A 22,462-nucleotide genomic window follows, 5' to 3' on the forward strand; every position below is an offset into this window, starting at 1 on the left:
GCATCCTTGAACAATCGTCAGAAAACGAAATTACTCGCCTTCGTCGCTCGCTAGCAAGCACCCATGCCCAACTGCATCAATGCCAGGCCACCTTGATGCCAGCCCCACCATGCCAAGGCCAGCAGCAATATACCGATGGCGATGACAGCCATCCGCGGCCAGAGGCTGTTCATGCGGCACTCATCCGGGTTTGCAGACGTGTCACCGGCTGCTCGCGCACCGGCCAGTTCAGGGCTGCGGCTACCAGACTCAGAAGAATCGCCACCTGCCAGATCAAGTCGTAACTCCCGGTTCGGTCATACACCACCCCACCCAACCAGCCGCCGAGGAATGATCCGAGCTGGTGGAAGAGAAAAACGATCCCACCGAGCATGGACAAATTTCGTACACCGAACAAGGTCGCCACTGTGCCGTTGGTCAAGGGCACCGTCGATAACCAGAGAAAGCCCATGGCCGCACCGAATAGATAAGCCGTGACTTGAGTGACCGGCGCCCAGAGGAACAGCACAATCACCACCGCCCGCAACAGATACAACCCAGTGAGCAAACGCGGCTTGGACATCCGCCCGCCAAGCCAGCCCGCCGTATAGGTGCCGAAGATATTGAACAGCCCGATCAGCGCCAGCACCGTGGTGCCGACGGAGGCTGGCAAATGTTGGTCCACCAGATAGGCCGGCAGGTGCACGCCGATGAACACCACTTGAAAACCGCAGACGAAAAAGCCGAACGCCAACAGCCAGAATCCTGAATGGGAACAGGCTTCGCGCAGCGCTTCAGAGAGGGTTTGCTCGTGCCCGAGAACCGGCAGCGGTTTGTCCTTGAGCATGCTCACCAGTGGCACAATCAGTGCCACCACCAGACCCAACACCAGCAAAGCCGCGGACCAGCCAAGCCAGCCGATCAATCCCAGCGTACCGGGCAACATGGCGAATTGACCGAAAGAACCGGCGGCGCTGGCGATCCCCATGCCCATGCTGCGTTTTTCCGGCGGCACGGCACGGCCGACCACACCGAGGATCACCGAGAATGAGGTGCCGGACAGGCCGATGCCGATCAGCAGCCCGGCGCTCAAGGACAAGGTCATCGACGAATCGGACAGCCCCATGAACACCAGGCCCAATGCGTACAAAACACCCCCGATTAACACCACCTTCGCGGCGCCAAAGCGGTCGGCCAGTGCGCCGGTGAACGGCTGCGCCAGGCCCCATATCAGGTTCTGCAAAGCAATGGCGAAGGCAAACACTTCGCGGCCCCAGCCGAACTCGGCACTCATGGGCGCCAGAAACAGCCCGAAGCCGTGTCGCACACCCAGGGACAACGCCAGAATCAGCGCACTCCCCAACAGCACCCAACCGCATGTCCGCCACATCGATGTCATTCTTGTTCTCCGGTAGCGGGTATATACCCGCTTAAGATCGAACAAACTGGCCTCAAGCCAGTTCGTCCAGCAGTTTCAGCAAGATTTCACGCTTCTCGGCACCCAGACGGTCGATCAACCGCTGCTGCGCCGCTTCCCAGGCCGGCAAGGCCGCTGCCAGACGTTCGCGACCCGTTTCGGTGAGCAGGACGATGCGATTGCGCATGTCTTCGCCTTCGACCAGCGTCACCAGGCCTTCACCCTCCAGCACTCGCAAATTGCGCCCCAGGGTGCTGCGATCCAGGCCCATGGCTTCGGCCAAAGACGAGATGCTCGGCTGATCCAGACGCTGCAGATTGCACAGCAGAGAATACTGGGCAACGTTGATCCCGAAGCCGTCGAGGGCGCCGTCGTAATGCCTGCTGACGCCACGAGCGGCGCGACGCAGGTTGGTGCATAAACATTGAGAAGGAAGCATGGTGCGTGTATATACCCGCGGTTAAATGAAAGCAAATTTTTCGACAGATTATTACCGTAGGAGCGAGGCTTGCCCGCGAAGGCGCCAGCACAGTCAACATTGATATCAACTGACACACCGCCTTCGCGGGCAAGCCTCGCTCCTACAAGAGCAATGCAAGACCCACCAGCACCGCCACTTCCAGCAACTCCAGCAATGCCCCTGCTGTATCGCCTGTTGTCCCGCCCAATCGCCGCACCATCACTTGCCGCAACCAGATAAACAGCACTGCAGCCAATGCAAGCGCCCACACGGCGCTAAGACCAGCCATCAGCACACAAACCACCGCACTGATCACTAACACCTGCTGACCGGCCAAACGCGGCAGATGATCGGCCAGCGCCTGCCCCAATCCACCGGGACGCACGTAAGGTGTGGTGAGGAATAACCCCAGTAACGCGCTACGACTAATCAGTGGAACGATGATCAGGACCACGCTGTGCTGCTGCTCGATCAACGCCAGCAACGCGGCGAATTTGAGCAGCAACACCAAAACCAGTGTCACCACGGCGATCGGCCCGCTGCGCGGGTCTTTCATGATGGTCAGGGTGCGTTCACGGTCGCCGTAACCCCCGAGCCACGCATCGGCGCTATCGGCCAGGCCATCCAGGTGCAACGCGCCGCTGAGCACGACCCAAACGCTCAGTAGCAGTGCGGCGTGAAGCAATATTGGCGCGCCCAGCAATAACCAGTTCAGCCCCCACAGAACTGCGCCGAACAGCAAACCGACCAGCGGATAAAACAGCAGCGAGCGGCCCAACTCCTCGGGCGTCGGCATCCCCGGCAGGCGAATCGGCAGGCTGCTCAGAAATTGCAGGGCGATCCAGAACGGCAACATGGTCAGATCGCTTCCCTTAACAAGACGCCGGACTCGACCGACAACGAGAACAGCGCGCCATGGCCAACTTCAACATTTAGCAACTGTTCACGCGGCAATCCGCGCGCTTGAGCCAGCAACAAACGCATGACGCCGCCATGACTGATCAGCAAGATTCGCTCACCCGCACAGGTCGCGTGCAGTCGTTCGATGGCCGCCAATACTCGCGCAGAAAAGTCCGCCACCGGCTCACCCTCAGGCGGAGTGAACGAATAGGGATCAGCCCAGAACAAGCCCAACGCCTCGGCGCTGGTTTCCATCAGCGCCGCCGCGCTCTGCCCTTCCCAGGCACCGAAGTGCAGTTCTTGCAGATCCTTATCCAGCTGCACTGGCAGACCCAGTTGCGTCCCCAGTTCTTCAGCAAAGCGTGCGCAACGCTGCAACGGCGAACTGACCAGTCGATCCCAAGGCCCCTGCTCGATCACCGCAGCGCGCATCTGCTCCCAGCCCTTGTCGGTCAGTGCATCGTCGAGGCTGCCGCGCAAACCGCCGCCGAGTTCGGTTTCGCCATGGCGCAACAGGTCCAGACGCAAGGTCATGCCGGGCGATCCGCCACCGCGGCTTCGGCGAACGTCGCCATCTGCCCGTGCAGGTCGCAGGCCAGACGCAACAATGGCACGGCCAATGCCGCACCGCTGCCCTCGCCCAGTCGCAGACCGAGGTCCAGCAACGGTTCGGCGTTCAAGGTTTCGAGCACATGGCGATGACCCGGCTCGGCACCGCGATGACCGAACAGCAACCACTCACGGCAGGCCGGATTCAAACGCACCGCCAGCAGTGCGGCGACGCTGCAAATAAACCCGTCGACCAACACGGCGATACCTTCCTGAGCACAGGCCAGGTACGCGCCGACCAGCGCAGCAATTTCGAAACCGCCTAGGTTGAACAGAGTCTGCAGCGCATCGCCCCGTTGAGCGTTGTGCAACACCAAGGCACGTTCGATGACCTGAGCTTTATGGCTGACACCCGCCGCGTTCAAACCGGTGCCCGGCCCGGCCAAATGCACCACCGGACAATCGAGCAAGGCACAGGCCAACGCGCTGGCTGCGGTGGTGTTGCCGATGCCCATTTCGCCACCGATGAACAACTGCGCGCCGGCTGCGATGGCGCGTTGCACACTGTCGCGGCCGGCCTGCAAAGCGAGTTCGCCTTGGGCCTGAGTCATCGCCGGCCCCTGGACGAAATTCGCCGTGCCCGGGCCGATATTCAGGTGACGCACACCCGGCAGATTCAACGACGGCGTGACAGTGCCAAGGTCGACCACTTCCAGGGAAGCCCCCAACTGCCGCGCCAACACGCTGATCGCCGCGCCGCCGCTGACAAAGTTGTGCAGCATCTGCCCGGTGACTTCCTGCGCAAATGCCGACACGCCTTCAGCAACCACACCATGGTCACCGGCAAAAATCGCGATCCACAGCTGATCGAGCGTCGGTTTGACCTGCCCCTGCAACCCGGCCAGTTGCACCGCCACCAATTCGAGCCGGCCGAGTGAGCCGGCGGGCTTGGTCAGTTGCTGTTGACGCGCCTGCGCCTGCTCGACCGCTTTCGCGTCGATTGGCTTGCATGGGTTCAGCCACCAGGAGTGAGTCATAACGCAGTTCCTTTCAAAGTCAGGGGCAGGCCGGCGACGGTCAGGACGACTCGCTGACAGCGCTCGGCCAAGGCTTGATGCAGCCAACCGGCTTCATCGACATAGCGGCGAGTCAATTCGCCCAGCGGCACGACACCCATGCCGGTTTCGTTGCTGACAAAAATGATTTCACCTGGCAACGACGCCAGGCAGTTCAGCAGGGCTTCGCGCTCGGCCGAAAGGCGCTCGGCGTTATCGAGCATCAGCAGATTGGTCAGCCACAGGGTCAGGCAATCCACCAGCAAGCAACGATCGGCACGGGCGTTTTCGCGCAGCACGCGGGCGAGTTCCAGGGGTTCTTCGATCAACGCCCATTCGGCTGGACGACGGGCGCGATGATGAGCCACCCGTTCGTTCATTTCACCGTCCTGGGGCTGGCTGGTGGCGATGTAGATGACTTGGAGCTGACTGTCTGCCGCCAGTTTTTCAGCCAGGCGACTTTTGCCGGATCGGGCGCCGCCGAGGATCAGTTGCAGCATGGTTTATTCCTTAGATGTGCGGTGTCGGGGCGGGCCTCTTCGCGGGCAAGCCTCGCTCCTACAGGGTTTTGGGCGCTCGCGAATGCTGCGAACACCTCCATTCCGTAGGAGCGAGGCTTGCCCGCGATGGGGCCAGTGCAGCCACCTCAAATCCCACAGAGCTCACGCAGCAGCGAAGTATCCAGATGCTTCTCCACCAAATCCGCCAACCGCTCGATATCGCGCTCACGCAAGGCGTGGTAATCAACCTCTTGCACATCCTGCAACCCGGCCCAGCGCAACAGCGCACTGCACGCCGCCGGCGATTCAAACAGGCCATGCAGATACGTGCCGAAAATCTGCCCATCGGCACTTTGCGCACCATCGCAGCGACCATCGTCCAGCTGCACGGCGGCGTTTTCCAAGGCCGGCCCGGTGGTCACGCCGGCATGAATTTCATAGCCGCTGACCTCCGCATCTTCCAGCACCAGACGCCCACGCACATTGCGCAACTGCTTCTCTTCTTCGAGCTGCGTTTCGAACGCCAGCAAGCCCAGACCGGCACTGGAACCCGGCGTGCCTTCGAGGCCCAGCGGATCGTGCACCTGCTCGCCGAGCATTTGCAGACCGCCGCAAATTCCCAGCACTTTTCCACCGTAGCGTAAATGCCGCGAAATCGCCGTATCCCAGCCGTTGGCCCGCAGGTACGCGAGATCGCTGCGTACGCTTTTCGAGCCAGGAAGAATGATCAGATCGGCCGACGGAATCGTCTGACCGGGGCCGATGAATTGCAGGTCCACTTGCGGATGCAGGCGCAGCGGATCGAAATCGGTGTGGTTGCTGATGCGCGGCAATACCGGCACCACCACGTTGAGTACCTGATCGGCCTTGTCGGTCTGACGCTGATCTAAACCGTCCTCGGCCTCCAGATGCAGGTCCATCACATACGGCAAAACGCCGATCACCGGTTTGCCGGTGCGTGCTTCCAGCCAGTCCAGTCCCGGTTGCAGCAAGGCGATGTCGCCGCGAAAACGGTTGATGATGAAGCCTTTGACCCGTGCCTGTTCGCTGGGTGACAGCAGCTCCAGCGTACCGACCAGATGCGCGAAAACTCCGCCACGATTGATGTCGGCAATCAGCACCACCGGGCAGTCCACCGCCTCGGCAAACCCCATGTTGGCAATGTCGCCGGCGCGCAGATTGATCTCTGCCGGCGAACCCGCGCCTTCGACCATTACCACCGGATACGCCGCGCTCAACCGTTCGTGGGAGGCCAGTACCGCTTGCATGGCGATGGCTTTGTAGTCGTGATAAGCGACCGCGTTCATCGTCGTGACCGCGCGACCATGAATGATCACTTGGGCGCCGGTATCGCTGTTGGGTTTGAGCAGCACCGGGTTCATGTCGGTGTGCGGTTCGAGATTCGCAGCCTGAGCCTGCACCGCTTGAGCACGGCCAATCTCGCCACCGTCGGCGGTCACCGCGCTGTTGAGGGCCATGTTCTGCGGCTTGAACGGCACGACGCTTACACCCTGGCGCCTGACCCAGCGACACAGCGCCGTCACCAGTGTGCTTTTACCGGCGTCGGACGTGGTGCCCTGCACCATCAACGTTGTCATGGGTTTTCCTTGGCGTAGCTTTGCAGGGCTTGCTCGAGACGTGACCAATCCGTTTCATCCGTCGGCAAGCCAAACCGCACGCTGCTGTTGTGGGTGAACAGCCGCAGCAGAATACCGCGCCGCGCCATGAACTCATGCAACGCTTCCGCCTGCTCGGTGATCAGCCACTGAAACAAGGCGCAACCGCCCTGAGGTTTGAAACCGTACTGTTCAAGCAGCAACGCCAGACGCTCGCCGGCTTCGTCAGTGCGAATGCGCTGTCGCGTGTGCCCCTCGGTATCTGTCAAGCACGCCTGGCCCAGCACGCGGGTCGGTCCGCTGACCGCCCAAGGCCCGACCTGTTCAGCCAACAATTTGAGCAACGTGCGTTCGGCCAATACAAACCCCAGCCGCACACCGGCCAAGCCGAAAAACTTGCCGAAGGAACGCAGCACAATCAAGCCGATCTGATTGGCGAACGGCGCCAGACTCAGATGCGGGGTGTTGTCCATGAACGCCTCGTCTACCACCAGCCAGCCACCGCGCCGGGCCAGCCGCGCATGCCAATCCAGCAGGCGAGCCGGGGTCAGACTAAGCCCCGTGGGATTGTTCGGGTTGACCACCACCAGCACATCAAGGCTGTCGAGAAAGAAATCGACTTCCGATTCCAGCACTTCACGCACGATGTAACCGTTGCGACGCCAGGCTTCGGCGTGCTCGGCGTAACACGGCGACAGCACGCCGACCTTGCCGGCCCGGCGCAAACGCGGCAGCAACTGGATCGCCATTTGCGAACCCGCCACCGGCACCACCTGAGCCGCACCGTAATAATCGCAGGCGGCCTGCTCCAGACCGTCATCGGTTTCCGGCAACCGCGCCCAAGCTCGAAGCGGGATGTCCGGGACCGGGAATGGCCAAGGCGCCAGACCGCTGGAGAGGTCGAGCCAATCGGCTTCGGCAATGCCGTATTCAAGCGCCGCCTTGCGCAAGCGGCCACCGTGCTCAAGCATAGAACTCAGCCCCCACGCAGAGAATCAGCAGCCATAACCATACCCCGCGTTGGACCAATTGCCAGCCACGGTCGATGGAATCGGCATCCGCCGGCACGCCTTCGCCCAATGGTGGACGCTGATGCAGTTCGCCGTGATAGATCGCCGCCCCACCCAATTCGACACCCAGCGCACCGGCACCGGCCGCCATCACCGGCCCGGCATTCGGGCTGTCCCAAGTCGGGCCTTGTGTACGCCAGCACTTCAGCGCCAGTCGGGTTTTGCCTAGCAGCGCGTAGGTCAACGCCACCAGGCGTGCGGGAATGTAATTGAGAACATCGTCGATCTTCGCCGCGGCCCAACCGAAGCGTTCGAAGCGTTCGTTGCGATAACCCCACATCGCATCGAGGGTGTTGCTCAGGCGATAGAGCACCACGCCGGGCGCACCCGCCACGGCAAACCAGAACAGCGCGGCAAACACCGCATCGCTGCCGTTCTCCAGCACTGACTCGGTGGCGGCGCGGGCGACTTCGGTTTCATCCAGTTCGCTGGTCTGACGGCTGACCAGATAACCCACACGTTTGCGTGCTTCGATCAGATCATCACTGCGCAGAGCCTTGGCCACTGGCTCGACATGCTCACCAAGGCTGCGCATACCGAGGGCGCAATAGAGCACGAGAATCTCGACGATCCAGCCAACATAAGGCGCCCAGGAAAGCGCGGTAGCCAACAAGGTCAGTGGCACGACTGCCATCACCCAGGCCGTAACGCCGTGACTGCGCCACCCGCGACCACCGGAGTTGAAACGCTGCTCGATGCGATCGGCAAAACGACCGAACGCCACCAGCGGATGCCAGCGTTTGGGTTCACCCAGCAGCGCATCCAGCGCGACCGCGGCGACACTCAACAACGCCACACTCATTGACTCACTCCCCAATAGTTTTCATACAGCAACTCGCTGAGTGGACGCGCTTGCGCCCAACCTTCGAGTACCAGCATCGGTGCCGGATAGAATTCCTTGACCGGCCCCAGACAAAGAACGGCCAAAGGCTTGGCTCCGGCCGGCAAACCCAGCAAGTCCGCCAGCGCTTGCGGTTCGAACAGCGACACCCAGCCCATGCCCAGGCCTTCGGCGCGAGACGCCAGCCAAAGGTTCTGGATGGCGCAGGACAGCGAAGCCAGGTCCATTTCCGGCAAAGTACGACGGCCGAAGATATGCCGTTCGCGATCATCCATCAGCGCGGCGACCAGCACCTCGGCGCAGTCATTGATGCCTTCGACCTTGAGCTTCATGAATTCGTCGGAGCGTTCGCCGAGGGCTTCGGCGGTGCGGATGCGTTCGTCTTCCACCAGTTGCTGGATCTTGCCGCGCAGTGCCCGGTCGCTGATGCGGATGAACCGCCAGGGTTGCATCAGGCCGACACTTGGGGCCTGGTGCGCGGCTTCGAGCAGACGACGCAGTAACTCGGGCTCGACCGTGCCGCCGCTGAAGTGCCGCATATCGCGGCGCTCGGCAATCGCGCGATAAACAGCTTCGCGTTCGGCCTGGCTGAATGCGTTGTCTGTCATGGCCTCTTCGCGAGCAAGCCCGCTCCCACATTTGAAATGCGTTCCCCTGTGGGAGCGGGCTTGCTCGCGAAGGCGGCCTCAGGGTCAGGCACAAACAGCGTGGCAATCGCCGATGGATTGGACGGAAAATAAAAATGCACATAAGAAGCCGTCATCCGTCCCTCGCGATAAACCGCCTCCGCCCCTCGCCCACCATTCGGGCTCAAGCCACGAGCAATCGGCTCAAGTTCAGTGCTGGTCAACGAGTGGTGATAGGTGTGCCCACGCAACAAACCTTCCGGCAATTCGACCGCCTGCAAGGCCAACGCGGCAAGACGCTTCTGCATCACCGCATCACCGGCCAGCAAGCCGACCAGTTCAGCGCGAGTGCCCTCGACATCGGTCAAGGAATCCAGCAGATACAGCATGCCGCCACATTCGGCGAGTAACGGTTTACCCGCCGCGTGGTGAGCGCGGATCGCCGTCAGCATCGACGTGTTTTGTGACAACGCCACATGGTGCAATTCGGGGTAACCGCCCGGCAGATAAAGGCTGTCTGCTTCTGGCAATTCGGTGTCGCGGATCGGCGAGAAGAAAGACAATTCGGCGCCCATGGCCCGCAACAGATCCAGGCTTGCGCCATAGGTAAACGCGAAAGCTTCATCCCGGGCCACGGCAATCCGCACACCGGCCAGCAACGGTTCGGCTGCGATCATTTCAGGCGCGGCGAATTCCACGGCCGGCGGTAGCGCGACGTCGCAACTGCTGGCCAGTGACTCGGCCGCGGCATCGAGGCGCAGGTCGAGATCATTCAATTCACTGGCCTGAACCAGACCGAGATGCCGACTTGGCAATTCGATGCCGGTTTCCCGGGACAATGCGCCGTACCAGCGCAAGCCTTCAGTCAGGCTGCCTTCGAGCAACTGCGCATGACGCACAGTGCCGACCCGGTTGGCCAGCACACCGGCAAACGGTAAATCCGCCTGATAGCGCGCAAGGCCCAGGGCCAGCGCGCCAAACGTCTGCGCCATGGCGGTGCCGTCGATCACGCCGAGCACCGGCACACCGAAGTGCCGCGCCAGATCGGCGCTGGATGGCGTACCGTCAAACAACCCCATGACACCTTCGATGAGGATCAGATCGGCTTCGCCAGCGGCCTCCCACAATAGACGCCGACTTTCTTGCTCGCCGACCATCCACATGTCGAGTTGATAGACCGGTGCACCGCTGGCGCGCTCGAGAATCATCGGGTCGAGAAAATCCGGGCCGCATTTGAACACGCGAACTTTGCGCCCCCGATTGCGATGCAAACGAGCGAGCGCGGCGGTAACGGTGGTCTTGCCCTGACCGGAGGCCGGCGCGGCGATCAGTACCGCCGGGCATTGACGATGGCTATTCATAAAGTGCAGTTCACAACTCGACGCCTTTTTGCGCTTTGATTCCGGCCTGGAAGGCGTGCTTGATCATGCCCATTTCAGTGACGGTGTCGGCCAGCTCGATCATCTCTTGTTTGGCGCCACGACCGGTGACCACCACATGCTGCATCGGCGGACGCGCCTGCAAGTCGCTGAGCACCTGATCGAGATCGAGGTAGCCGTGCTTGAGGGCGATGTTCAATTCATCGAGCACCACGAGGCCAATGGCCGGATCGCGCAGCAATTCGCGGGACACCGCCCAGGCAGCTTCGGCGGCGGCGATGTCGCGCTGGCGGTCCTGGGTTTCCCAGGTAAAGCCCTCGCCCATCACATGAAAACGCACCTGCTCCGGGAAGCGCCGGAAGAACAGCTCCTCGCCGGTGCTGGTGCGCCCCTTGATGAACTGCACCACGCCGCATTGCATGCCGTGACCCATTGATCGTGCGAGCATACCGAACGCCGAACTGCTCTTGCCTTTGCCATTGCCGCTCAGCACCAGCAGCAGGCCGCATTCATTCGGCGAGTTGGCGATGCGTTCATCGATCACGGCTTTTTTGCGCAGCATGCGTGCCAGATGGCGTTCGTCACGATCAGGGGTATCAGTCATGGGGGAGCTCTCCGTTGAGGCTGGATAACGGCGGGCAGGCACAAGAATAGACGGCAAAAAGCCTGGCATCGCCCACCGTGATGCCGCTGAATGGATCAGGCCGGTCTCCGGGCTCATGAGCGGCTTACGCCTGACTGCGCGCCTTCCCATGTCAGTTCGACACAGTGGCTCAAGGCGCAATCTTCACTCATTTACCGTTGCGGGGGCAGCGCCGGGATCGTGATCATTCTTCGGGTGAAGAGATTCACTCACCGGCTTCCCTGTTTCACTCTGTCGGCCACCGCCACAGAGCACCTGAAACAAGCCGCGAAGGTTAGAGGGTTGGGGGTGGAGCGTCAATTAAAGCCGGGGCGCCGCTGAGCGAATAACTGCCATCGATCAATTAACTGACGCCAATCTTGTGCCACACTGCCAGCAGTGATATCAAAGAGCCACAACCTGACAACACAATAACAAGGGTGAGCCACATGCAAGGCATGATCATCAGCAATCCGAAGCTGGAATTCCTGCGACCGGTGCTGGAACGCTGGTTTGACTGTATCGACCGCTACAACACCGTGCGCGGCGATAACGACACACCTTATTGGTACGACGAAAAAGCCAACCTCGGCCTGCTCTCCGCCGCGGCCTGGATGGCGGAAATGGTCACCTTGCAACAAACGCCGACGCGCAAGCAGAACGAAGAAGGTGAACGCAACGCCCGCGCCGATCTGTTTATCGCCAGCAGCGAAGAGCGCGCGTATCTCCAGGCCACCCAGCGCTGGCCGCGGGTCAATAGCCTGAACCTGACCCACGCACTGGCGGACATCACCAGCGACGCGAAGCGGATCAGCTACGCCAGCGACCTGAAACTCGGTTGCCTGTTCGTTGCGCCGCAAAAAGCTCAGCAGAGCGCTACACCCGAAGAACTTCAGGACATGGTCGATGACCTGCAGAAGGAACACTGCTGCGCCGTAGCCTGGTATTTCCCGTATGCCTACCGCAAGTTGCGCAACGAAGCCGGAAACTATCACCCCGGCATCGCCGTGCTATTCAAGGAAGCCCGCGGCTGACCGGTTGAACCATCGAGCGTCTACGCTTCTCTATGATTACGTCAATGCATTCATAGGGAAGATCAGTAATGCGCAAACCCCAGCTCGTTTTCATCATCGCGCTCGCCGGAGGGCTCGCCGCCTGTGGTGAAACCTCCACCTTGCAAGTTTCGGATGGCACAGGTCCCTCGCCCAAGTTGCCAGAGCCGAATAAAACCCTGATCCCGACGGTGAACATCGCCCCGGCGATCGGGTGGCCTGAAGGGGCGAAACCTGTCGCCGCGGCGGGGACTCAGGTGACGGCGTTTGCCGAAGGCCTCGATCATCCGCGCTGGCTCTACGTGCTGCCCAATGGCGATGTGCTGGTGGCTGAAACCAACGCACCACCCAAACCCGATGGTGGCGGCGTTCGCGGCTGGGTCATGGGCAAAGTCATGGGTCGCGCCGGGGCTGGCGTCCCCAGCCCGAACCGCATCACCCTGCTGCGGGACAAGGACCACGACGGCGTCGCTGAAACTCGCACGGTATTCCTGGAAAACCTCAACTCGCCCTTCGGCATGACTCTGGTCGGTAATGACCTGTACGTCGCCGACACCGACCGCTTGCTGCGTTTCCACTACAAGAACGGCGAGACGGCGATCAAGTCGCAGCCCATCAAAGTGGTTGATCTGCCGGGCGGCACGCTGAATCACCACTGGACCAAAAACGTCATCGCCAGCAAGGATGGCAGCAAGCTGTACGTCACTGTGGGCTCGAACAGCAACGTCGGTGAAAACGGCATGGATCAGGAGGAAGGCCGCGCGGCGATCTGGGAAGTGGACCGCGCCACCGGCAAGCATCGGATCTTCGCCTCGGGGATTCGCAATCCAAATGGTCTGGCCTGGGAACCTCAGAGCGGCGCACTGTGGACCGCCGTCAACGAGCGCGACGAAATCGGCAGCGACTTGGTGCCGGACTACATCACGTCAGTGAAGGATGGCGGGTTCTACGGCTGGCCTTACAGCTATTACGGCCAGCACGTCGACATTCGCGTCGAGCCGCAAAACCCCGATCTGGTAGCCAAGGCCATTGCCCCTGATTACGCAGTGGGGCCACATACCGCGTCACTGGGCCTGACCTTCGCCGAAGACAGCAAGCTGCCCGCTCCGTTCACTCAAGGTGCATTCATCGGCCAGCATGGCTCGTGGAACCGCAAGCCGCTCAGTGGCTACAAAGTGATTTTCGTGCCGTTCAGCGCTGGCAAACCGGCCGGGCAACCGGTGGACGTGCTCACCGGATTCCTCAATGACGAGGAAAAAGCCATGGGCCGGCCGGTGGGTGTGGTGATCGATCAGCAAGGCAGCTTGCTGGTGGCGGATGATGTGGGGAACAAGGTGTGGCGCGTTAGCGCGGCCAAGTAATCAGCTCGTAGGAGCGAGGCTTGCCCGCGAAAGCGGCAGCACAATCAACATTGATATCGGCTGACACACCGCTTTCGCGGGCAAGCCTCGCTCCTACAGTTTCTGCGCAGCCTCAACCTTCGCGCGAGCGGTCATGACAACCTCCGTCAGGGGTTATGTGCCAAGTGCTCGGGTTGCAAGACGCGCTTGGCGCTCAGGTAGGCTTTCTGCCAGTAGGCCTTGGACAAGCTGTCCAGCTTGACCGTGCCGCCCGTGGCTGGCGCGTGGACGAAACGACCTTCGCCGACGTAGATCCCGGCGTGGCTGACCTGGGAGCCGCCATTGGTGGCGAAGAAAATCAGGTCACCGGTTTGCAGGCCTTCCTTGCCGACACTGGGGGCCTGCATGCCGATCATCTCGCGGGTGGAGCGCGGTAAGGAAATGCCGGCGACATCGCGGTAGACGTAACCGATCAAGCCACTGCAATCGAACCCGGAATCCGGCGTGTTGCCGCCCCAGCGATAAGGCGTTCCCACCAGGCCCAGCGCGCGAAACAGCACGTCTTCTGCCGCAGGGGAAAAGGTTTGGGAAGGACCGAAAACAATCGGAGCGCGAACCACTGGCGCAGGTGGTGGTGGGCGGCTGGCGCAGGCGCTGAGCAGCGCGGCGAAGAACATGAGTGCGAGGCGGGCCGACATCGTCATAAACAGAACATCCTGATCTGGCTGCGGCTTTTTCCACCGAAAAGGCAGAAAAGAAAACCGCCTGCGCGGAACGCAGGCGGTTTGCCATCAATAATAGATCAGGATTCTAGCGGCTACGCGGCAAACTTCAAGTAAGACTTTAACTTCGCCTTACAAGTCGTACGCTTACTTGCGTGCAGTGACGATAGGAGCCGCAGCTGGCGCCATCGCGAGTGCGCGTTTGGCTTCGATAAAGGTCTTGCTCCAGTAGCTGTCACCCAGGCTATCGATCCGGACTCCACCGCTTTTGCGGCTGCTGGAGTGGATGAACTGGTTGTCACCCAGGTAGATCCCGGCGTGACTGACACGACCACGACGACCGTTGGTGGCGAAGAACAGCAGATCACCCGGCTTGAGGGCGCTGCGAGCAACCAGAGGAGCGTCAACGTTGATCATTTCGCGAGTGGAGCGCGGCAGGTTCATGCCGGCCTCTTCACGAAACAGATAACCGATGAAGCCGCTGCAGTCGAAACCAGCCTCGGAGGTGCCGCCGAAACGGTAACGGGTACCGATCAGGGACATGCCACGTTCGAGGATACTGTCGGCCAGAACTGGAAGCTGGTACGACTTGCCGCCAGCGAAGTCTGCCAGTTCTTTATCGGTGGCTACGCCGTCTTGGTAAAGAGCTTCCTGGAAAAGAACGGAAGAAGACTGCGCGGTAACTGAATTTGAAACCTGCTGTTTTGGCTCTTGCTGGGACACTGGAGAGTGAGCAGCGCAACCGAACAGCAGGGTGACGAGTGCGAGAGGCACGAGGGGTGCGAAGCGCTTTAGCATGGGCACGACCGTGGCTGATAGTTATAAAAGAAGCCGCGACTATGCCCGCTATCAACCTCATTTGCAAATTCAATCGATCTTTATGTGACTTTTCGGTTTCTCGTTTACATCTAAGCGCTTAAGCCCATTTTGAACCTTTACGCAGCCTGCCCTCTCGCAGGAAAGCGGATTTGTTGACGCCTGGAATATGCCAAAACCCGCGTAAAACCTGAGGTTAATCAGGTTTTTACCAACCAAGGGTTTCTTTCAGGAACGGTATTGTCAGCTTGCGCTGAGCCTGAAGGGAGGCCTGATCGAGGCGTTCAAGCAGCTCGAAAAGCGCACTCATGCTGCGGGTACCGCGGGTCAAAATAAAATGCCCGACTTCGTCGGTCAGGTGCAGGCCGCGACGGGATGCGCGCAACTGCAAGGCACGCAATTTGTCTTCGTCAGAGAGTGGACGCATCTGAAAAATCAGCGCCAGTGTCAGCCGCGACTTGAGGTCTGCCAGCTTCACCGGCAACTCGCGCGGAGATGTCGAGGCGGCGATCAGCAGACGCCGGCCGCTGTCACGTAGACGGTTGAACAGATGGAACAGCGCCTCTTCCCAATCCGCCTTGCCAGCGACCGCTTGCAGATCGTCCAGGCAGACCAGTTCGTATTGTTCGAGGTTGTCGAGGATTTCGATGCCGCGGTCCAGCAACTCGGCCAACGGCAGGTACACCGCAGGCTCGCCCAACTGTTCGAAGCGCAGACAGGCCGCCTGCAACAAATGCGTGCGCCCTACCCCGTCCTTGCCCCAAAGGTAAATCAGGCTTTCCGTCCAGCCGGCGTCGGCTTCGCAGAGCCGCTCGACATAGCCGAGTGCAGCGGCATTGGCGCCTGGGTAGTAATTGATAAAGGTAGCGTCATCACGCAGACGCACACCTAGGGGCAGCTGAATCGGTTTCATGCTGACTGAACAGTTCCAAAGGAACCGTTAGTGGCCTCTGTGTAAAGTTTGCGAAGTTTATACCCGTGAGGCTGACCGCACAATGCGACAGACCACAAGCAAAATCAAAGGTTTGCGTTAACGCACTGGTTTTATGACAGTTTCTTTGACGGCGCATGTGACAGCCACGCGAGCGATACGGGCAAACCTGGCACGAAACCAGACCGCCCGCTACGAGCGATTAAAAACTTACAGCTCAGATTCGTCGATACCGCCGTAGATGTCGGAATCCTTATACAAATCACGCACATGTCGCACCAGAACCATAATCACCGCCGCCACCGGCAACGCCAGCAGCACACCGGTAAAACCAAACAGCTCGCCGCCGGCCAGGATGGCGAAAATCACCGCCACCGGGTGCAGGCCGATCCGGTCGCCCACCAGCAACGGTGTCAGCACCATACCTTCCAGCGCCTGGCCAACCATGAACACCGCGACGATACCGATCAAGGGATACAGATCGCCACCGAACTGGAACAGACCGGCGATCAATGCCGCTCCAATCCCGATGACGAACCCCATGTACGGCACGATCGCCGCCAGACCGGCAATCAGACCGATCAACAACCCCAGCTCCAGCCCGACGATCATCAAGCCCGCAGCGTAGATCACGCCTAGCGCCAACATCACCAGCAACTGCCCGCGCACGAAGGCCCCGAGCACTTCATGGCATTCGCCGGCGAGGGTCATGACGCGCACTTCACGATCGCGTGGCAACAGGCTGCGGACCTTGCCCATCATCAGATCCCAGTCGCGCAGCAGATAAAAACTCACCACCGGAATCAGCACCAGATTGGCCAGCCAGCCAAGCAGCGCAAGGCCGGAAGCCGTCGCCTGACTCAGCACCACGCCGACCACATCGGTGGTCTGGCCCATGTGCGCACTGAATGCGGCCTTGAGCTTGTCGAACTTCCAGAAGCCGTCCGACAACCCCATCTTCGATTGCGCCCACGGCACGGCGGTGTGTTGCAACCAGTCGAGCATCTGCGGTGCCAATTCATACAAACGAAACAGCTGCCTGGCGAGCATCGGCACCAGCACCAACAGCAACGCGGTGACGATCAGCGTGAACAACGCGAACACCGCCACCACGCCCCAGGTCCGTGACAGACCGTACTTCTCCAGCCGATCCACCAGCGGGTCGAACAGGTAGGCCAGCAACAGCGCCACCAGGAACGGCGTCAGAATCGGGTGCAACAGGTAAACAAACACGCAAAGCAGGACCACCCCACCGAGCCAGAACCAACGCCGTGTATCGGCCATGTACCACTCCTGCTTCTATATAAAGAAAAACTACCAGCGAAAACGTAATTGCGGCGTCGGGGCCGGGGCTGGTGCTGCGACCGGTGTCGAGCCAGCCGCCACGGATTGAACAGGCGTCGTGGGGGCCGGCGCCTCACCAGCCGGAATTTCCTGCAACCTGGCCAAAGACAACTGCGCCCGCAGCTGATCGGGGCTGCCGTTGACCCGATAAAGCACGCGGTCGCCGTCGACACTTTGCAGGCGAGCGCCAAAAGGCTCCAGCAAACGCCCGAGCGTCGCATAACGTTCCAGGTTCATCCCCTGCACCTCCAGCAATTGCTCGCTCGATGCACCCGGTTTGGCGGCAAAACGCGGCGCCAGGCGTTGGCTGACCGCCAGCATCACAGCATCGGCCAGCGCTGCGGTATCGGCACCCTGCACGCTACCCGCTTCTTTCTGATCGCCCAACCATAAACGCCACTTGGCTTGCCATTGGCCACCCTCTTCACGGGCATGCACCGCCAGTAATGCGTCAGCATTGTATCGGTCGGATGCGTCACGCAGCGGCGCCGGGTCTGCACTTTCCAGATTCGGCGCCGTGGCGACAATCTGCTCATCCAGGTCCGCCAGCGGCAAACGCAGCGGCAGCCCACGATGTTGAGCCGCTCGACGCAGTGGCGTAGCGCTGGCCTGACCATCGCCGACCAGGCTCGACCCTTCGGCGGAATCGTTCAGCCACCAACCGAGGATCGACGGCCGGTTGGCGCCCCATACAGCCAACCCGGCACGCCGCAAGGCCTGTTCCGTGGTGGCCGGATCGAAATCGACTTTCAGCACTTGCGGCGGCCCGGCGTCGTAACCGAACTGACTGATGATCTGCTGAGGGTCTTTGCGCACGGCCGCCAGACCCGGGTTCTGCGCAGCCTTGGGGTCACCGGTCAGGCGCAACACCAACGTATCCAGCGCCCGCTGAGTCGCCTGATCGCGTTCCTCCGGTGTCTGGCTGCTGACAGGTTCGCGCACTTGATAGAGGCTTTTGACTGTTTCGGCATGGCTGGTCAGGCTGACCATGGATAAACAGCCTACGAACAAGCATTTAAGAAAACGCATAAAAAGATTCCTGACGACAAGAGCGGCTGGAACATACCGCATGAACATGAAGACGATTGAGCTAGGCTGTGACCACACGCTCAAGCAAAACATTCACACGATCACGTTAAGTTTTCGCATTGACATAACGATAGACGGTTAGCGTCGATACCTTATACAGCCATGCGGGACGCCACCAATACGAGCAATATCGGTTTTTTTAACGCGATATGCCCCTGCCCGTCGGTACGAGGATGGCCGCTGCCCCTCAAGCCTGATAAAATCGCGCGCCTTCGCAGACCGGCAACAGCCGGGCGCCCTGAAATTCGCGTACGGCAATTGCCCTTCGCCAGCTTCAGTGGCCCCACTGGACTCGGTCGTTACCCCCTGAATCCCCCCTAAAGGCCTGGATCATGAGCAAGCAACCCTCCCTGAGCTACAAGGACGCCGGTGTAGACATCGACGCCGGTGAAGCATTGGTCGAACGCATCAAGAGCGTCGCCAAGCGCACTGCGCGCCCGGAAGTCATGGGCGGCCTGGGCGGTTTCGGCGCCCTCTGCGAAATCCCGGCCGGTTACAAGCAACCGGTACTGGTATCGGGCACTGACGGCGTCGGCACCAAGCTGCGCCTGGCGCTGAACCTGAACAAGCACGACAGCATCGGCATCGACCTGGTTGCCATGTGCGTGAACGACCTGGTGGTCTGTGGCGCCGAGCCGCTGTTCTTCCTCGACTACTACGCCACCGGCAAACTGAACGTCGAAACCGCGACCCAGGTCGTGACCGGCATCGGTGCTGGCTGTGAACTGTCCGGCTGCTCCCTGGTCGGCGGCGAAACCGCTGAAATGCCTGGCATGTACGAAGGCGAAGACTACGACCTGGCCGGCTTCTGCGTCGGCGTCGTGGAAAAAGCCGAAATCATCGACGGTTCTAAAGTCGCTGCCGGCGATGCCCTGCTCGCCCTGCCGTCATCCGGCCCGCACTCCAACGGCTACTCGCTGATCCGCAAGATCATCGAAGTGTCCGGTGCAGACATCGAAAACATCCAGCTCGACGGCAAACCGCTGACCGACTTGCTGATGGCCCCGACCCGCATCTACGTGAAGCCGTTGCTCAAGCTGATCAAGGACACCGGTGCCGTCAAAGCCATGGCCCACATCACCGGTGGTGGCCTGCTGGACAACATCCCGCGCGTTCTGCCAAAAGGCGCACAAGCGGTGGTTGACGTCGCTAGCTGGACTCGCCCTGCGGTGTTCGACTGGCTGCAAGAGAAAGGCAACGTCGACGAAAACGAAATGCACCGCGTGCTGAACTGTGGCGTCGGCATGGTCATCTGCGTTGCTCAAGAGCACGTTGAAACCGCACTGAACGTACTGCGTGAAGCCGGCGAGCAGCCTTGGGTCATCGGTCAGATCGCCACCGCTGCCGAAGGCGCGGCTCAGGTCGAACTGAAGAACCTTAAGGCTCATTAATGTCCGCAACCTGTGATGTGGTGGTGCTGCTGTCCGGCACCGGCAGTAACTTGCAGGCCTTGATCGACAGCACGCGGACCGGCGACAGCCCGGTTCGCATTGCTGCGGTGATTTCCAACCGCGCCGACGCCTACGGCCTGCAACGCGCCAAAGGTGCGGGTATTGACACCCGCACCCTGGATCACAAGGCTTTCGAAGGTCGCGAGGCCTTCGATGCCGCGCTGATCGAACTGATCGACGCCTTCAACCCCAGACTCGTGGTACTGGCCGGCTTCATGCGCATTCTCAGCGCTGACTTCGTGCGCCACTATCAGGGTCGCCTGCTCAATATCCATCCCTCGCTGCTGCCCAAATACAAAGGGTTACACACCCATGAGCGCGCGCTGGAGGCCGGCGATACTGAACATGGCTGCTCCGTGCACTTCGTCACCGAGGAACTCGATGGTGGACCACTGGTCGTACAGGCAGTAATACCGGTAGAGTTGCACGATTCGCCGCAGAGTCTGGCGCAGCGAGTCCATACCCAGGAACACCTGATCTACCCGATGGCCGTACGCTGGTTTGCTGAAGGTCGTTTATCACTCGGTGAACAAGGTGCTTTACTGGACGGACAGTTACTCGCGGCCAGCGGCCACTTGATTCGAACCTAGGAGATTTTATGCGTCGCGCCCTGCTCTTCGCTTGCGCTCTGTTCGCCCTGCCGTTTGCGCAGGCCGCAGACCTTCAACCCTTCTCCGCCAGCTACACCGCCGACTGGAAACAGCTGCCCATGAGCGGCACCGCCGAACGCAGCCTGACCAAGGGAGCCAACGGCGTCTGGAAACTCAGCTTCAAGGCGTCGATGATGATCGCCAGCCTGACTGAAGAAAGCACCCTGACCCTGGACAAGGACACGCTGCTGCCGCAGTCCTATCACTTCGAACGCGGTGGCCTGGGCAAAGCCAAGAAGGCTGATCTGGACTTCGACTGGGCCAACAAGATGGTCACCGGCACCGATCGCGGCGACCCGGTCAAACTGCCGCTCAACCGTGGCATGGTCGACAAATCCACCTATCAACTGGCGCTGCAGCATGACGTGGCCGCCGGCAAGAAAAGCATGAGCTATCAGGTCGTCGATGACGGCGAAGTCGATACCTATGACTTCCGCGTGCTGGGCTCGGAGAAAGTCGACACCAAGGCTGGCCAGATCGATGCGATCAAGGTCGAGCGCGTGCGCGATCCGACACAAAGCAAGCGCATCACCGTGCTGTGGTTCGCCAAGGACTGGGATTACCTGCTGGTCCGTCTGCAACAGGTCGAAACCGACGGCAAGGAGTACAACATCATGCTCCTCGACGGCACGGTCAACGGCAAGACGGTCAAAGGCAGCTGATCCGCACAACATGAAAGCCCCGCAAATGCGGGGCTTTTTTTCGTCGATTAACCTGGCACCCCAGATTCCCTGTAGGAGCGAGCTTGCTCGCGAAAGCGGTACATCAGGCGACATCAATGTTGACTGTACTGCCGTATTCGCGAGCAAGCTCGCTCCTACAGGAATTTTGCTTAACTGACTGGCATTGGGGCTTGCCCGCGCTTCGTTGGACGGGAACGATCAGCGCACGGTAAAACGCTGCTGAGCCAGTAGACGGTCGCCCTGGAACACCATGAAACGCCATTCACCGGGAACGACTTCGTGACTTTCGGTGAACTCGAAAGCCATCAGGTCTTGCGGAGCGCCTGGCACCAGTTTCTGGGTCACTTCCAGTTTGTCGTGACGCACGCCGTCTGGAGTACGAATGCCCGGCGTGAAATAGAGCAACGTCAGCGGCTGGTCTTCGGCGACCTTGCCGGCCAACTGGTAACGCATCCCGAACTTGGTGCCCAGTTTCGCCGGGACGATTTCGGTCTGCTGGATCTGTTCATTGCTGCGGCGCAAAACGCGCTCGCCCGATTGCAGTTCGGCTTTCGGGCCAGCGAACACGCCGTATTCCACCGGGCCTTCGACGTGGACTTCGGCACTGGCCAGACCACTCACGAGCATCAATGTGGCCAGGGCGGTTAAACGGGTGAGGTGCATGGTGCGCTCCTTGATTGAGATGAGCGCGAGGGTATGACGCCGGGGTGACAGGACGATGACAACCTGTAGGAGCGAGGCTTGCCCGCGAAGAATGCACCACGGTTATTCAGGTATTACGCGTCATCATTCTTCGCGGGCAAGTCGGATCGCCGCACCGCTCGCTCCTACAGGAATGCTCTATTAATTCAGGGTCTTTTTTGATCGAATGACTTTCCCTGTTATCTGCGAGGTTTCCCATGACTGTTACCGTCAATACCATCTGCGCCGAAGGTTTTCGTCACAGCGTCCAGATCGATGATCACGAACTTTTTGCCGATGTGCCGAAAACCTCTGGCGGCGAAGGCACCGCGCCTGAACCACACGACTACTTCGATGCTGCCCTCGGTGCCTGCAAGGCCCTGACGTTGAAAATGTATGCGAAGAAGAAGGGCATCCCGCTGACGGGCGTCGAGGTTGAGGTCACGCGCGACAACAGTGAAGAACAGAAAGGCAAATACGCCCTGCACGTCGAACTCACGCTCAAGGGTGTGCTCACCGACGCCCAGCGCGATGAGCTGCACCGCGTGGCCGACCGCTGCCCGGTCCACAAGCTGATGACCACTTCTGACATCAGCATCGAAACCCATCTGTCCGAAGGTGCGTTCAGCCAATAGCGGCAAGGGCTGCGCAAGCGGGTTATGCTCCGTGCGTCACCCGCTCAGCCTGGA

25 protein-coding genes and 1 riboswitch are annotated in these 22,462 nt (G+C 60.5%); of the genes, 6 read left to right on the plus strand and 19 right to left on the minus strand.

Features of this window, described 5'->3' with window-relative positions:
• Positions 1-50: 50 nt before the first annotated feature.
• The 13 genes from MEB48_RS29120 to cobO all read right to left on the minus strand — a co-directional run bounded on the left by MEB48_RS29120 (position 51) and on the right by cobO (position 10,996).
• Positions 51-173 (minus strand): hypothetical protein, encoded by a 123-nt coding sequence (locus tag MEB48_RS29120; RefSeq protein WP_269137410.1) that lies wholly within the window; start codon positions 171-173, stop codon positions 51-53.
• Positions 170-1,378: an MFS transporter gene (locus MEB48_RS06120; RefSeq protein ID WP_237882827.1), complete on the minus strand. Its 1,209-nt coding sequence runs from the start codon at positions 1,376-1,378 to the stop codon at positions 170-172. Before MEB48_RS06120 ends, MEB48_RS29120 begins: the two co-directional genes overlap by 4 nt.
• A 52-nt stretch (positions 1,379-1,430) precedes the next feature.
• Positions 1,431-1,835, minus strand: coding sequence for a MarR family winged helix-turn-helix transcriptional regulator (locus tag MEB48_RS06125; RefSeq protein WP_095051845.1), 405 nt, complete (start codon positions 1,833-1,835; stop codon positions 1,431-1,433).
• 142 nt (positions 1,836-1,977) lie between these two features.
• Complete coding sequence (locus MEB48_RS06130; protein ID WP_237882829.1) at positions 1,978-2,712, minus strand: adenosylcobinamide-GDP ribazoletransferase; 735 nt, start codon at positions 2,710-2,712, stop codon at positions 1,978-1,980.
• Between the two features lie 2 nt (positions 2,713-2,714).
• On the minus strand, positions 2,715-3,290 hold the full coding sequence (cobC, locus tag MEB48_RS06135) for an alpha-ribazole phosphatase family protein (protein WP_237882831.1): 576 nt from the start codon (positions 3,288-3,290) through the stop codon (positions 2,715-2,717).
• A complete protein-coding gene (cobT, locus tag MEB48_RS06140) occupies positions 3,287-4,342 on the minus strand; it encodes a nicotinate-nucleotide--dimethylbenzimidazole phosphoribosyltransferase (RefSeq protein WP_237882833.1) in 1,056 nt (351 codons plus the stop codon). Before cobT ends, cobC begins: the two co-directional genes overlap by 4 nt.
• Entirely contained in the window at positions 4,339-4,860 is a 522-nt protein-coding gene (cobU, locus tag MEB48_RS06145; RefSeq protein WP_237882835.1) for a bifunctional adenosylcobinamide kinase/adenosylcobinamide-phosphate guanylyltransferase, read from the minus strand. Before cobU ends, cobT begins: the two co-directional genes overlap by 4 nt.
• Positions 4,861-5,006: 146 nt before the next feature.
• Positions 5,007-6,458: a cobyric acid synthase gene (locus MEB48_RS06150; protein ID WP_237882837.1), complete on the minus strand. Its 1,452-nt coding sequence runs from the start codon at positions 6,456-6,458 to the stop codon at positions 5,007-5,009.
• Positions 6,455-7,447, minus strand: coding sequence for a threonine-phosphate decarboxylase CobD (gene cobD, locus MEB48_RS06155; RefSeq protein WP_237882838.1), 993 nt, complete (start codon positions 7,445-7,447; stop codon positions 6,455-6,457). The genes MEB48_RS06150 and cobD overlap by 4 nt, the downstream gene beginning before the upstream one ends.
• The gene (cbiB, locus tag MEB48_RS06160; RefSeq protein ID WP_038979718.1) at positions 7,440-8,348 is read right to left on the minus strand and encodes an adenosylcobinamide-phosphate synthase CbiB; all 909 of its coding nucleotides are present in this window, start codon (positions 8,346-8,348) and stop codon (positions 7,440-7,442) included. Before cbiB ends, cobD begins: the two co-directional genes overlap by 8 nt.
• Entirely contained in the window at positions 8,345-8,995 is a 651-nt protein-coding gene (gene bluB / locus MEB48_RS06165; RefSeq protein ID WP_237882840.1) for a 5,6-dimethylbenzimidazole synthase, read from the minus strand. Before bluB ends, cbiB begins: the two co-directional genes overlap by 4 nt.
• Positions 8,992-10,374 (minus strand): cobyrinate a,c-diamide synthase, encoded by a 1,383-nt coding sequence (locus MEB48_RS06170; protein WP_237882843.1) that lies wholly within the window; start codon positions 10,372-10,374, stop codon positions 8,992-8,994. Before MEB48_RS06170 ends, bluB begins: the two co-directional genes overlap by 4 nt.
• Before the next feature lie 10 nt (positions 10,375-10,384).
• Positions 10,385-10,996 carry a cob(I)yrinic acid a,c-diamide adenosyltransferase gene (gene cobO, locus MEB48_RS06175; protein ID WP_237882845.1) on the minus strand — a complete coding sequence of 204 codons (612 nt, stop codon included), beginning with the start codon at positions 10,994-10,996 and terminating at the stop codon, positions 10,385-10,387.
• Positions 10,997-11,077: 81 nt separating this feature from the next.
• A riboswitch (cobalamin riboswitch) is annotated at positions 11,078-11,309 on the minus strand.
• A gap of 154 nt (positions 11,310-11,463) precedes the next feature.
• Between cobO and MEB48_RS06180 the strand changes: the two genes are divergently transcribed.
• Positions 11,464-12,048 (plus strand): hypothetical protein, encoded by a 585-nt coding sequence (locus MEB48_RS06180; RefSeq protein WP_237882847.1) that lies wholly within the window; start codon positions 11,464-11,466, stop codon positions 12,046-12,048.
• Between the two features lie 68 nt (positions 12,049-12,116).
• Entirely contained in the window at positions 12,117-13,427 is a 1,311-nt protein-coding gene (locus MEB48_RS06185) for a PQQ-dependent sugar dehydrogenase (protein ID WP_237882849.1), read from the plus strand.
• 146 nt (positions 13,428-13,573) lie between these two features.
• Here MEB48_RS06185 and MEB48_RS06190 read toward each other — a convergent pair whose 3' ends face one another.
• The 5 genes from MEB48_RS06190 to MEB48_RS06210 all read right to left on the minus strand — a co-directional run bounded on the left by MEB48_RS06190 (position 13,574) and on the right by MEB48_RS06210 (position 18,248).
• Positions 13,574-14,110 carry a C40 family peptidase gene (locus MEB48_RS06190; RefSeq protein ID WP_237882851.1) on the minus strand — a complete coding sequence of 179 codons (537 nt, stop codon included), beginning with the start codon at positions 14,108-14,110 and terminating at the stop codon, positions 13,574-13,576.
• 165 nt (positions 14,111-14,275) lie between these two features.
• Complete coding sequence (locus MEB48_RS06195) at positions 14,276-14,926, minus strand: C40 family peptidase (RefSeq protein WP_030131708.1); 651 nt, start codon at positions 14,924-14,926, stop codon at positions 14,276-14,278.
• A 226-nt stretch (positions 14,927-15,152) separates the two neighbouring features.
• Positions 15,153-15,857, minus strand: coding sequence for a DnaA regulatory inactivator Hda (hda, locus tag MEB48_RS06200; RefSeq protein ID WP_007898944.1), 705 nt, complete (start codon positions 15,855-15,857; stop codon positions 15,153-15,155).
• A 228-nt stretch (positions 15,858-16,085) separates the two neighbouring features.
• Complete coding sequence (locus MEB48_RS06205; protein ID WP_237882853.1) at positions 16,086-17,159, minus strand: AI-2E family transporter; 1,074 nt, start codon at positions 17,157-17,159, stop codon at positions 16,086-16,088.
• Positions 17,160-17,189: 30 nt separating this feature from the next.
• Positions 17,190-18,248 (minus strand): DUF2066 domain-containing protein, encoded by a 1,059-nt coding sequence (locus MEB48_RS06210; protein ID WP_237882855.1) that lies wholly within the window; start codon positions 18,246-18,248, stop codon positions 17,190-17,192.
• A gap of 392 nt (positions 18,249-18,640) precedes the next feature.
• Here MEB48_RS06210 and purM point away from each other — a divergent pair, with 392 nt between their 5' ends.
• The 3 genes from purM to MEB48_RS06225 are packed head-to-tail and all read left to right on the plus strand — an operon-like array spanning position 18,641 to position 21,071.
• A complete protein-coding gene (purM, locus tag MEB48_RS06215) occupies positions 18,641-19,699 on the plus strand; it encodes a phosphoribosylformylglycinamidine cyclo-ligase (protein WP_095051829.1) in 1,059 nt (352 codons plus the stop codon).
• Positions 19,699-20,349 carry a phosphoribosylglycinamide formyltransferase gene (gene purN, locus MEB48_RS06220; protein WP_237882857.1) on the plus strand — a complete coding sequence of 217 codons (651 nt, stop codon included), beginning with the start codon at positions 19,699-19,701 and terminating at the stop codon, positions 20,347-20,349. The genes purM and purN overlap by 1 nt, the downstream gene beginning before the upstream one ends.
• Before the next feature lie 8 nt (positions 20,350-20,357).
• Positions 20,358-21,071 carry a DUF3108 domain-containing protein gene (locus MEB48_RS06225; RefSeq protein ID WP_237882858.1) on the plus strand — a complete coding sequence of 238 codons (714 nt, stop codon included), beginning with the start codon at positions 20,358-20,360 and terminating at the stop codon, positions 21,069-21,071.
• A gap of 219 nt (positions 21,072-21,290) precedes the next feature.
• Here the strand turns inward: MEB48_RS06225 and MEB48_RS06230 are convergent, their stop codons facing one another.
• Positions 21,291-21,755 (minus strand): DUF3859 domain-containing protein, encoded by a 465-nt coding sequence (locus MEB48_RS06230; protein WP_237882860.1) that lies wholly within the window; start codon positions 21,753-21,755, stop codon positions 21,291-21,293.
• Between the two features lie 236 nt (positions 21,756-21,991).
• On the opposite strand from MEB48_RS06230, the gene MEB48_RS06235 reads away from it, so the two are divergent.
• Positions 21,992-22,408 carry an OsmC family protein gene (locus MEB48_RS06235; RefSeq protein ID WP_237882862.1) on the plus strand — a complete coding sequence of 139 codons (417 nt, stop codon included), beginning with the start codon at positions 21,992-21,994 and terminating at the stop codon, positions 22,406-22,408.
• Positions 22,409-22,462: the final 54 nt, after the last annotated feature.

Origin of the sequence: Pseudomonas sp. PGPR40, from assembly GCF_022014505.1 — a bacterium.
In the GTDB taxonomy this organism is placed as follows: domain Bacteria; phylum Pseudomonadota; class Gammaproteobacteria; order Pseudomonadales; family Pseudomonadaceae; genus Aquipseudomonas.